9 protein-coding genes are annotated in these 12735 nt (G+C 50.0%); 1 reads left to right on the top strand and 8 read right to left on the bottom strand.

Annotated features, from left to right (window positions below; translation table 11 throughout):
• Window positions 1-89: 89 nt before the first annotated feature.
• Both D570_RS0100260 and D570_RS0100265 read right to left on the bottom strand, forming a co-directional pair.
• A complete protein-coding gene (locus tag D570_RS0100260) occupies window positions 90-2129 on the bottom strand; it encodes an LTA synthase family protein (RefSeq protein ID WP_018142405.1) in 2040 nt (679 codons plus the stop codon).
• 245 nt (window positions 2130-2374) lie between these two features.
• On the bottom strand, window positions 2375-3517 hold the full coding sequence (locus D570_RS0100265) for an inositol-3-phosphate synthase (RefSeq protein ID WP_018142406.1): 1143 nt from the start codon (window positions 3515-3517) through the stop codon (window positions 2375-2377).
• Window positions 3518-3780: 263 nt separating this feature from the next.
• On the opposite strand from D570_RS0100265, the gene D570_RS0100270 reads away from it, so the two are divergent.
• Window positions 3781-6099 carry a transglycosylase domain-containing protein gene (locus D570_RS0100270; protein ID WP_018142407.1) on the top strand — a complete coding sequence of 773 codons (2319 nt, stop codon included), beginning with the start codon at window positions 3781-3783 and terminating at the stop codon, window positions 6097-6099.
• A gap of 402 nt (window positions 6100-6501) precedes the next feature.
• Here D570_RS0100270 and leuA read toward each other — a convergent pair whose 3' ends face one another.
• From leuA to recR, 6 genes are all read right to left on the bottom strand, one after another.
• Window positions 6502-8394: a 2-isopropylmalate synthase gene (gene leuA / locus D570_RS0100275; protein WP_018142408.1), complete on the bottom strand. Its 1893-nt coding sequence runs from the start codon at window positions 8392-8394 to the stop codon at window positions 6502-6504.
• 264 nt (window positions 8395-8658) lie between these two features.
• Window positions 8659-9324, bottom strand: a complete 666-nt coding sequence (locus D570_RS0100280; RefSeq protein ID WP_018142409.1) for a DUF5701 family protein — start codon at window positions 9322-9324, stop codon at window positions 8659-8661.
• Window positions 9325-9475: 151 nt separating this feature from the next.
• Complete coding sequence (locus D570_RS0100285) at window positions 9476-10546, bottom strand: aspartate-semialdehyde dehydrogenase (RefSeq protein ID WP_026181725.1); 1071 nt, start codon at window positions 10544-10546, stop codon at window positions 9476-9478.
• Window position 10547: 1 nt separating this feature from the next.
• Window positions 10548-11120, bottom strand: coding sequence for an ACT domain-containing protein (locus D570_RS0100290; protein ID WP_018142411.1), 573 nt, complete (start codon window positions 11118-11120; stop codon window positions 10548-10550).
• Window positions 11121-11134: 14 nt separating this feature from the next.
• A complete protein-coding gene (locus D570_RS0100295; RefSeq protein WP_018142412.1) occupies window positions 11135-11899 on the bottom strand; it encodes an aspartate kinase in 765 nt (254 codons plus the stop codon).
• A 156-nt stretch (window positions 11900-12055) separates the two neighbouring features.
• A complete protein-coding gene (gene recR / locus D570_RS0100300) occupies window positions 12056-12685 on the bottom strand; it encodes a recombination mediator RecR (protein ID WP_018142413.1) in 630 nt (209 codons plus the stop codon).
• Between the last annotated feature and the right edge of the window lie 50 nt (window positions 12686-12735).

Genomic DNA, 12735 nt, shown 5'->3' on the forward strand with positions numbered 1-12735 from the left:
GTGTACACTACATGCGCGAACTGCGCTAGTATGCGCGTCATACCCGTGCATACGGCGCAAACCGCTGCGAGAACGCTAGGATATTGGCGCTAGGAAATGGTCATAAAGCCCAAATCCTTCAGATACTGGTTTCCCGCCGTAATGTCGTACTGAATTAACTTATAGTCTTCCAACAGCTGCTTCGTTTGATCATCGGCCTGGCTGACATCCAAGTAGTTTCCTTCGTTGTCCAAATACAAGGCTTGACCGTCTGGGATACGATCCCAGCCTTGGATGTGATTGACCACGGCTGGCTCCATAGCCGGCACCTTCGTGTGCAAAGCGGTGAGGAAGGCTACGTATGGGCTGACCTTCGCGTTCATATGCTCGGAGAGCTGAGCTTGGAAGAAGTTCGGCGAAGTGTAAGCACTGTTTGTCGCGGACTGCCCAGCCGCCTGATTATCGATGCCCGAGGCCTTGTTTGACCAGATGAAGTAATCCGTTTCGTGCAAGGCGACGGAATTATCCAAATTCTTACCCGCAGTCGTGTATACGCCTGGCAAGTGGTCGCCGTAGAAGACCACGGTAATTGGCTGATCCAGCTCATCAAGTTGGTTGAGGAAGTCCTGTGTATAGCCGTCCGTGTACTCGGCGCCTTTTGCGTATGTTTCGATGGCCAGCGTTTCACTATTGCTGAGCTGCTTATCCGTCGTACTCTTCACCTTCACCTCATTATCGTCATAATAATTTTGGTAAGGCATATGATTTTGCATGGTAATGACCTGGTAGAAGTAGTTTTGACCTGCCTGATCATTCTTCAAAGAATTCAGCACTGCCGTGTAGGTGGACTCATCCGACACGTATGGCGAGCTTCCCAAGGAATCCGTTGGCGTGATAAATTCCGGTCCATCCAAAGTCCAGAAGTGGGAGAAACCAAACTTCTGGTAGTTCACATTACGCGAGTACATATTGGAATAATACGGATGGAAAGCATAAGAATTCTCCGTATTCCAGAGCTGATTAAAGGTTGGAGACCACACTTGGCTTTGTACCAATTGCTGGTACGGCGAGCTCAAGGATGGGGCGAAATTCAGCATAGACAAGCCCGTTAATGCCATGTACTCCATATTTGCCGTACCACCACCGTAACCGGCTGACAGCATTAGACCCGAAGTCGTGTTGTTTTTTATTTCACGAATATTTGGCATGATGTCCTTGTTCAGCTCAATGCCTGGTACACGCGATGGGTCGGAGAAGGACTCAGACAAGAGGAAAATAACCGTGGAATTCGTCACGCTGTTGGCTCGACGCGCATTAATGCTTGTAGCCGTTTGCGCATAGCGTGAAGCGATTTCTTTCATGGTTTCTTCGGAATAATTCGCAGGCTCGTCCATAATTTTTGGCTTGACGAGCCGTGCAAATGCCACAGCAGCACCATTAGCCTGGGCGTCAATCTTCGAATCCCAGAGTTTTGGAGAATCACCCAAAGCGGTGGCAAAATTGTTAGCCCAGGTACCGATAGAGGACATGGACAGGACAAAACTGACTAAGAAGGAGGTGGACACAGCTACACATACGAGGCGCACCAGCCAACGGATTAAGGATACGCGCGTGTAAATCACACCTTTGCGCGTATCGCGGTGACCCACAATCAGGAAAATAGCCGTCGTCGCAATCATCACCAGCAAGGCACCCACCACAATGGGCCCAATGCCATTAGGCACCCAAGAGGTCAGATTGTCAAACCTGCCACCGGTAAGAAAGCCCAAATCCGTAGGCACAATGGTTTCCGAACGCGCTAAAATTTTCGACTTTTCCAGCACCGTAATGACCAGCACGGCATCGATAAAAATCTGCGTGGCTAACCAAAAACGGTTAAAGAGCATGATGAGAATGAAGTACACCAGGCCTGTGAGCAAGAATTCATTGATAACCATGAATTTGCCCTGAAAAATCTGGAAAACGAAGCCTAATGGGTCGGCAAGACCGTTCGTCTCATTCACGCCCCATTGCAGGCTCATAACCGCCAAAAGATTGACAATGACGAACCATAGAATATACGACCAGCTACTGAAATCATGCCGATGTGTGATGCGCGACCACCATCCAGCGAAGCCTTTTTTCTTTTCTTCTGAAGTTGTTTGGCTCATTTTTCCCCAACTACATCTTCCGCATGAACTGCTTATCTTTATTATCTCTAATTTCTCGGTACAGAGCTTCTTCTCTCAGATTTCTGCTCGCCTGTCTCTCTGATGAGACTCTCTTCTTCTCGACAGCCCTCAAATTATGTGCCCGCATCGTGACAAATAATGAAATCCTACTGAAACGAGGACAAACAAAAACGCAAGACCACGCATCTACATGATGCAGCAGCCTTGCGTTTTACTTGTGAAAACTATGCGTGCCACACATCCTTGCCCTGGGCCTGAGCTTCTGCCACATCAGCATTAAGCTGAGCGTCGTTGGCTTCTACCTCGCCGGCAATGTACTTTTCCACCAATTGGCGTGCTTCATTATCTTCGTGCTGAACGGCTGGAGACTTCATGAAGTATGCGCTTGGAGCCAGAATTGGGCCAGCCAAGCCGCGATCCAATGCGATTTTGGCTGCGCGAACGGCATCGATAACCACACCCGCAGAGTTTGGCGAATCCCAAACCTCCAGCTTGTACTCCAAGCTCAATGGCACATCACCGAAGGTGGTGCCTTCCAAACGTACGAATGCAAACTTACGGTCGTCCAGCCATTCCACATAGTCCGAAGGACCAATGTGTACGTTACGGCTCTCCATTTCGTGAGGCACGATGGAAGTGACAGCGCGGGTCTTGGAAATCTTCTTGGATTCCAAACGGCTACGCTGCAGCATGTTCATAAAGTCCATGTTTCCGCCCACATTGAGCTGATACGTGCGATCGACGCGCACGCCGCGATCCTCGAACAAACGCGCCAAAGTGCGGTGCGTAATGGTTGCACCCACCTGACTCTTGATGTCATCGCCCACAATAGGCACGCCCGCATCGCGGAACTTTTGTGCCCACTCAGGGTCAGAAGCAATGAACACAGGCAAACAGTTGACAAAACCGCATCCTGCTTCCATAGCTGCTGTGGCATAGAACTTATCGGCTTCCTCAGAACCCACAGGTAGGTACGACACCAGCACATCAACCTGCTTGTCCTTCAAAACCTGAGCTACATTCACGGGCTGGGCATCAGATTCTTCAATCATTTCACGATAGTAAGTGCCCAATCCGTCATGCGTAGGTCCGCGCAAAACCTCGACATCCAACTGAGGGACATCGCTGAACTTGTACGTGTTGTTTTGGGAAGCAAAAATAGCCTCACTCAGGTCTTTGCCCACCTTTGCAGCATCAACATCGAATGCCGCCACGAACTCGATATCACTGATGCGATATCCGCCAAAATTCGCATGCATAATTCCAGGAATTTTCTCATCATCCTGTGCATTCATGTAGTACTGAACACCCTGTACAAGCGAGGATGCGCAGTTTCCTACGCCCGCAATAGCTACGCGTATTGTCATTATTCTCCTTCAATCACGAATATGACATTTTTCATTCTTATAACGGTACTCGGTTGCCCTGATATGAGCAACAAAGATCAATACTTTGGCACACATGCGTGCAAAGCTTGCACAAACCGCATTAATACGGCATTTATAAAGTATTCAGATGATTTTCAGTTATCGTAAATTGTGCGTGGGCTATGTGAAAGTAGCGTAAATAATCTGTTGCGATTTAGAAAAATTGATGATAGAAAGCCGCGCTTCTTACTAGCCTTGAACGAATGGCTACTCATAATAATGGCGGCAATACGAAATCGCGTCGCGTATCGAGCTCATCGGTGAAACGCAATTCTTCCGGATCAGGTTCCTCAGGCCCCCGTGGAAATTCACGACGATCTCATAAACAAGCTACGAAAAGACGTCCGTGGTGGAAGTATATTGCATTCTTCATCCTCGGCGTCTTCGTCATAAGTGCCCTAGGCTTAGGCATCGCCTACGCGACTATTCAGGTTCCTAGCCCGGAATCCGTGGCTTTAAGCCAAAAAACAACCGTGTACTACAATGACGGCACCACGGAAATTGGCAGTTTCCAGCAAGAAAATCGTGAAATTATCCAGTGCTCTACCCTGCCCGATTACGTAGGAAATGCGGTGGTCGCCTCCGAGAATCGCACCTTCTGGAGCGATAGTGGCATCGATCTCAAGGGCATTACACGCGCGCTCTTCAACAACATCACCACCGGCTCCCGCCAAGGTGGATCGACCATTACTCAGCAGTATGCAGAGCGCTATTATCTGGGCGAGACAAAGACTTATATCGGTAAGGTAAAAGAGGCCTTGCTGGCTTTGAAAATTGCCCAAACGCAAGATAAATCCACCGTATTATGCGGTTATCTCAATACGATTTACTTCGGCCGCGGCGCCTATGGCATCCAATCGGCTGCTAAGGCATATTTCAACAAGGATGCCAAGGATTTGACCGTGAATGAGGCTGCGTTGCTGGCCGGCATTATCCCAGCGCCATCCGTTTGGGATCCGGCTGTGGACAGCACGGCGGCTCAAAAGCGCTTCACCCGCGTCATTGGCATTATGCAGGAGGAAGGCTATATCACCTCGGATGAGGCGTCTTCGGCCACCATGCCAGAAACCGTAGAGCAGACATCCACAGATCAGTATGCGGGCGACAAGGGTTACTTGCTCACCATGGTGAAAGATGAACTGATCAATACGGGTAAATTTACCGAGCAAGACATTATGACCGGCGGGTACCAAATTGTCACCACCATTGACAAGGACAAGCAGGCCTACATGCAGGAAGTGGCCAATGGTGACTCTTCTGTACCGGACACCGTGGAAACGGGCGGTATGAGCGCGGATGTGGATACGGGTGCCATTCTTGCAGTGTACGGCGGTAAAGATTACAACACGAAGCAGCTCAACAATGCTACGCAGGCCATCTACCAGGCCGGTTCTACGATGAAGACCTTTACCTTGCTTGGAGCTATCCAGCAAGGCGTAAGTTTGAATACCTTATTTAATGGAAATTCTCCACGCTCCTTCTCTGGGTTGAGCCAGTCCGTGTCCAATTACGGCAATATCAGCTATGGAAATATCACATTAACGAGAGCGCTGGCGCGTTCTGTCAACACTGTATTTGTGGACTTAAACCAAAAAGTTACGCCACAAAAGACTGCGGAAATAGCGAAGGAAGCGGGCATTTCCTCCGATATTCAAACGGATTCCTTGTATAACACTTTGGGTATCGACGCTATTCATGTCAGCGAAATCGTGCAAGGCTATCAAACTATCGCACATGATGGCGTGCGCAATGAATTGCACATCGTAGATACGGTAAAGTCTGACCAGGGGCAGACCACCGTGTATACGGCAAATACCGAGGGTACGCAGGTCTTCTCCTCGAATGACACGGCCAATGCGATGATGGCTTTGCGCGCTGTGGTAACTTCTGGCTATGGAACGCCCGCACTTGCAATCGGCAAGACCGTGGGCGGAAAATCCGGTACCGCTAACGATAACTCCGCTGTAAGCTTCGTGGGCTTTAGCCGTCATGTCGTCACCGCGTTTGCTACATGGAATCCAAGCGATGATGGCAGCACGAATGAGGAAGTGCCAACCTTCGGATCCTACGAAAATGGTATGGGTTACCCAACGCATCTGTTTACGGAGTATATGACCGAGGCCTTGGCCGATGCTCAGGATGAGGCTTTCCCTACGCCGACAAGCACAGGTACCGTGGGCGGCACCGATGGCACGTGGGGACTCGGAGCGACACGTACCTATACGGGCACGGAAACCCAGCGCACGCCTCAAGAGTTTCAGAACGAGACGACGCAGACGCCAGATAATTCCACAAATTCGAATTCGAATTCCAACTCAAACTCAAACTCGACCACGCAGTCTCCTTCAACCCAAAGTGATAGCTCGCAGTCGACGGATTCGAGCAATCAGTCTAGTAATTCGGATTCATCCTCGAGTTCAGGCACGAATAGTGGATCGAGTTCGTCGAATAATCAGTCGAATTCGAATGAGTCGTCCAGCCAGTCGCAGAATAATGGGCAAACCTCAAATAGTTCACAGTAGTTGCAACTGCGCGGCCGGGCTGAGTTGAGTTGAACTGAGGTAAGACTGAACAAAGCCGGAATTAAAAAGGAGCTCCAGTTACCTAGAGCTCCTTTTTGTGTACGCCGTTGTACATAAATCTTTCAACTCTCTTAGTTTAGCTTATTTTCGCTTTTTTGGGCACAGAAAAGGCATGAAAATCATAGGGTTTGTGAGTAATGTGACATATTCATCCAAATTGGGATTTAAACGCACATGAATGTGTCTTTTATGATGCTTCACTGCACAAATTGAGCGCTAAATAATCAACTTCGAAAATTTAAGACACGCCGTAGGCGGCACGCGGCAAAGAAAGACAAAAAAGAGGAGACAGGACTGCTGCCCTATCTCCTCTTGTGAATATGCGTAAATCCAGTAGGGAATTTAACGCTGCGTTCTATTCACCGCGGACAAAATCGCCTTCAAAGAGCTGGTGGTAATGGACGAATCGATGCCCACACCCCAAATAATCTGATCTTCCGGCACATCCCCGATTTGGCATTCCAGATAGGATGCTGCCACTGCGTCGCCACCGGCACTCAAAGCGTGCTCCACATAGTCGAGCACGGAAACAGTTACACCGAGGACGCTGATGGCATTGATAAAGGCCGCAATTGGACCATTGCCCACGCCGGACAGATTATGCACGACAACTTCGCCATCGCTGCCCGGCACACCACTATCTTGAATCTTCACCTTGATAACGGTGTCCGTGCTGGATTCATCAGACATGATATGCGCCCCCAGCAGACGGAAGCGACCCCAATTATTGAGAGTATCGTCCTCAGAATCTGCCAGTGCCGGATGCTTGCCGCTCTCCTCGATAGGCAGATACTCGTCCTTAAACAGACGCCAAATATCGTCATCCTTTACTTCACGCTTGGTTTCATCGGCATAACGCTGTACCACCTTCTCAAACTCCACCTGGAGACGCTTTGGCAAATCCAGATTATGATTCGTCTTCAGCAGGTAAGCCATGCCGCCCTTGCCGGACTGGGAGTTGACACGAATGACAGCCTCGTAAGTGCCGCCCACATCCTTCGGATCAATTGGCAGATAAGGCACTTGCCACAGGAAGGAATCGAGGTCTGCATTCTGCTCGGCCGCGGCCAGCTCGCGTGCTTCGATGCCCTTCTTAATCGCATCCTGATGGGAGCCAGAAAATGCGGTAAAGACGAAGTTTCCAATATATGGGTGGCGTTCCGACAGTTGAATTTGATTGCAATACTCCACAATCTTGCGCACTTCATGCAGATTGGAGAAATCGATTTGAGGATCGATGCCTTGTACGAGCAGATTCAAGCCTACCGTGCACAGGTCCACGTTACCGGTGCGTTCGCCGTTTCCGAAAAGGCAACCCTCCACACGGTCTGCACCGGCGAGCAAAGCCAGCTCCGTAGCCGCCACGGCCATGCCTTCATCATTATGAGGGTGCAGGGAGAGCACGATGGCATCGCGATGTGCGAGGTTATTGCTCAAAAATTCGATTTGGTCCGCAAACACATTCGGCGTGGTCATTTCCACCGTAGCGGGAATGTTAATAATCATTGGATGCTCTGGTGTTGGCTGGATGACATCCACCACCGCATCACACACCTCGAGGGCGAATTCCGGCTCCGTGCCCGTAAAGGACTCTGGCGAGTATTCGTAAGAAATATCAATGTCAGCCGCATCGGCTTCGAGCTTCTTACACAGCGTAGCGGCATCTACTGCCAGCTTCTTCACACCTTCTTTGCCCATACGGAAGACCACTTCACGCTGCAGCACGGAGACCGAATTGTAGAAATGCACGATGGCTCGCTTGCAACCGCGCAGGGCTTCGTATGTCTTATGGATTAGATGCTCACGCGCCTGCGTCAGCACCGCAATCGTCACATCATCTGGGATGAGATCGCGCTCGATTAGCATGCGAATAAAGTCGTAATCCGTTTGGGAAGCCGAAGGAAAACCGACCTCGATCTCCTTGTAGCCCATGGATACGAGCAGATTCCAAAAACGCAGTTTACGCTCGGAATCCATCGGATTGACCAAGGATTGATTACCATCGCGCAAATCCACCGAACACCAGCGTGGGGCACGTTGCAGTTTTTTATCCGGCCAAGTGCGTTGAGGATACTCGAATTTCACCTGCTGCGAGTACGCGATGTACTTGGTGTAGGGCATGCGGCTCGGCCTTTGTGGGCATCCCACAAAACGCTGCTGAGGCAATCGCGGATCGTTATTTCCACCATTTGAAGCTGCTGCTATAGGAGCTAAATCAAATACAGATTCTGTCATTGCGCTTACCTCTTTCTCTTCGCGTTTTGGGGATAAATATTGAGTTTTATTGTACGAGTTTCATTTGCAGTCGCGCTGAGGCGTCCCGATATAAGAACCGAAAATGACGAAAATAAAATAATTCTAGGTATTTGTCATGATTGTAGTCGCCGGAATGCCTGTGAGGATAGAAAAAATCTCGCAAACGCACAGGCGTGGCTTGCGAGAGAAAGAATGAGAAAATCAAAGATTGTACAGCTAGCACAGCTCACACTGTCCACCGCGTTACAGCGTAATCAGCGAAAAGCTATGCGAATGCGCTAAGGGCACACCTAGCCGGGCGTGGCAGTAAGCATTACCTAACCACGTATGACGCGAATTTGGCCAGACAGCACCCAAGCGCGGCGAATTCTGGCTTATCCAAATGCTCGGCACGCGACCATCCGCACTCCGCGAACCGATGAGATTGTAGCCATTCTTATCCGTCAACCAGTCTGGATGCTGCGTGGCAATAGACAAACCCTCTTCCAAGGTCAAAGGAAACTTATTATCCGAATCGATGAGCTTTCGGGCAATATCTGGCTCGCGATTGGTGTATTTCGTACCCGTATGAGGATCTACCACGATATAAAATGGACCTTCCGGCGGTTCACAACCCTCTTGAGGCAGGAAACTAGCAATATCGCGTGGCGGCATTGTGGTAAAGCCCGCATTGCGTCCCACAGCCGTTCGAGCAATCAGTGATTCGGGAGATACGAGCTCTCGGGTAGGCACGAGCAAAATATTTGCATCCAAAGACGCATACTCATCGCTGTTAATTTCTGCGATGAGTGGATAAGCTAAAGCCCGGAATTCTGCATCGCTTAAATCGGCTACATCCGCATATCCTAAAGCAACAAGGCGGTTAAGTTGCTTAACCGCCTCATGAGCTGCCACATTTAATACTGCCATACTTTCAAATTTTACACTGTTTTGTACAGTTTCGAAGTTTTTGAGCTGGCGTCGCGTGGGAGGTAGGTCGCTGACGTTTCATGAAGGCTGGCTATAATGCAGCCTTCATGGCTATGTGAAACGTTGTTGAAACGATGCTATATGCCGTCTCTTAGATGCGATCCGCGAAATGCTTGGATACGAGCACTTCTGCAATTTCGATGGCATTGAGCGCAGCACCCTTGCGCAGATTGTCGTTAGCGATGAAGAAGCTTAGGCCCTTCTTGCCTTCTACAGACTGGTCCTGCCTGATGCGACCCACAAAACTTGGATCCTTGCCTGCTGCATCGAGCGGCGTTGGAACGTCCATGAGCTGTACGCCTGGCGCCTGACTCAGCACCTCGCGAGCCATGTCTGGGGTGACATCCTTATCAAATTCTGCTTGGACGCTCATACCGTGCGCCGTAAAAACACCAATGCGCACGCACGTGCAGGCTGCCCGCAGACCTGGAATATGAAGAATCTTGCGGCTTTCATTGCGCCACTTTTGCTCTTCATCCGTTTCTTCACTACCGTCATCCACGATGGCGCCAATGAATGGCACGGCGTTAAAGGCAATCGTCTTCACAACCTTCGTCGGCTCTGGGAAATCAATAGACTCACCATCAAAGACGAGCTTATCCGCACCCTGATCGAGTGCCGTCTGAGCTTCATTCATCAGCTGCAGTACGCCATCGCGACCTGCTCCAGCCACTGCCTGATAGGAGGATGCCACCAAACGAGTCAATCCAAAGTTCTCATGCAAAGCCTTCACCGCTGGCATAGCAGCCATGGTGGTGCAGTTTGGATTTGCAATAATATGGCTTGGCACATCATTGAGGTCTTCAGGATTAACCTCTGCTACCACCAATGGCACATCGTCATGCATGCGCCACTGCGAGGAATTGTCGACCACATACGCGCCGGCCTCAGCAAAACGTGGAGCCCACACCTTAGACGTGCCGCCACCCGCAGAGAAGATAGCGATGTCAATGCCGCTCAAATCCGCCTGAGCCACATCCTCGACGGTGATATCGTGTCCCTCAAAATTGAGCACCTGACCGGCAGAGCGTGCGGAAGCCATAAAACGCAAGTCCTTAATAGGAAAATCACGCTCAGCAAGAATGGAGCGCATCACCATACCTACCTGACCGGTGGCTCCAAGAACGGCTAAATTTACGCCTTTTTCGTTAATCTGTACCATTTTAGCGACCTGTTCCTCCATAAACGACTGCTTCTACAGTACTAGCATCCAAACCGAATGCTGTGTGTACACTACGTACCGCAGTATTGAGGTTTTCTAATGGAACGACTGCAGAAATACGAATTTCTGATGTTGAAATCATGAGCACATTTATAGACTCATCTGAAAGCGCTTGGAAGAAACGTGCGGTAATGCCCGAATGCGTTTTCATACCTACGCCCACGAGAGAAATCTTGCCAATTTGAGTATTGACATCGGCTGTTTTGTATCCGAGCTGCTCTTTGTGCTCTTCCACATATGCCTGAACCTTGCGCAGCTGCGATTCTGGGAATGTAATAGAAATATCCGCCACACTGTGCTCGGAATCGGTAGCAGCCAAGGCCTGAACGATAATATCGATGTTGATACCAGCTTCAGCAAAACCCGTAAACACGGCGGTTACGCGTCCTGGAATATCTGGAATGCCACGCAAGGTCACCATTGCTTCGCTGCTGTCATGAGCCACTCCAGAAATGATAGGAGCCTCAGGTCCAGTCATGTCTGGGAAAATATCACCAATTGATGTGTCTGCCATGAGATCTCCTTAGATTAATCGCGGTTAGGAATGGACTCTAAATCGGCTTGTGGGCTGAGCACAATTGTGCCCTTACGGCGTGAGAATGAGCTGCGCACGTGCAAAGGCATGCTGAAACGGCGTGCGTACTCGACGCAACGCAGCGCTAAGACTTTGGAACCGCTTGCTGCCATTTCCAAAATTGCATCGTATGTGATGGAGTCGATGCGTTGTGCGGTTGGAACAATGCGCGGATCAGCTGTAAAGACGCCATCGACGTCCGTGTAAATTTCGCAGACATCGGCGCCTAAAGCTACGGCGAGCGCGACGGCGGATGTGTCGGAGCCGCCTCTACCCAAAGTAGTGGCATCGCCCACGGTATTGACGCCTTGGAAGCCCGCGACGATGGCAATTTCGCCGTTGTTGATGGCCGCCTTTACGCGTTCAGGCTTGACGGCACGGATATGAGCTGCACCATACTGAGCATCGGTCATAAAGCCCGCTTGAGATCCTGTAAAGGAATGAGCCTTCTCACCTTGGGCTTGAATGGCCATAGCCAGCAAAGACATGGAAATGCGTTCTCCCGCGGTCATTAGCATATCCATTTCACGGGCCGAAGGATTTGAATCGATACTCAGGGCTTGATCGATGAGTTCGTCAGTGGTATCGCCCATTGCAGACACAACCACAGCTACATCATTTCCCTTTTTTTGTGTATCGATAATACGACGCGCAACGCGTTTGATCGACTCGGCATCCGCGACGGACGAACCGCCATATTTTTGAACAATAAGAGCCACAGCAACCCAATCTGATTGAACCTGTTACGTATTTTCCTTATCTTACGCAAGTCCATTGATTTCCACAGGGGTATCAATCAATGCGTGAGATAGGCGCAATTTATGTCTACGATCTCTGTGAATTCTTCGGCCGCTTGTGCATTTTGAGAAGATTGACTATTCATTGACCGCTTGGCGACCGGATAATGCACGACCAAGCGTAATTTCATCTGCATACTCCAGATCTCCGCCGACCGGCAATCCGCTGGCCAGGCGTGTAATGCGAATGCCAACCGGTTCGAGCAGGCGACTGAGATACGTCGTCGTAGCTTCACCCTCGATATCCGGATTTAAAGCCAAAATGACTTCTTCAATGCTTTGCGCATATTCATCTTTTTCGGCTTCCTGCATGCGACGTACTAAAGAAGCAATATTGAGATCTTGCGGGGAAATATTGGCCATAGGATTGATGGCACCGCCCAGCACGTGGTAGAGACCACGATATTCGTGGGTTCTTTCGATGCTCAGTACATCCTTTGGCTCCTGAACCACACAAATGGTAGTTCGGTCCCGGCGCGGATCTCGGCAAATAGGACAAGGGCTGCTTTCGCATACGTTTCCGCAAATATCGCAAAATCGCACGCGCTCGCGCATGTCAATAATGGCTTGAGCGAGTGCCTGAGCTTCGGATTCGTCGGTGGACAGCAGATAGAATGCAATACGCTGCGCTCCCTTCGGCCCAATGCCTGGAAGCTTCGCAAAATCATCGATGAGCGTTTGAATGGCTCCATCATATGTTATTGGCAAGGTGTATCTCCTCAGCTCTGTGTCTGGCTCTGTGTAGGCTCTCTCTGCCC

Origin of the sequence: Alloscardovia criceti DSM 17774 (assembly GCF_000376885.1) — a bacterium.
GTDB lineage: Bacteria > Actinomycetota > Actinomycetes > Actinomycetales > Bifidobacteriaceae > Alloscardovia > Alloscardovia criceti.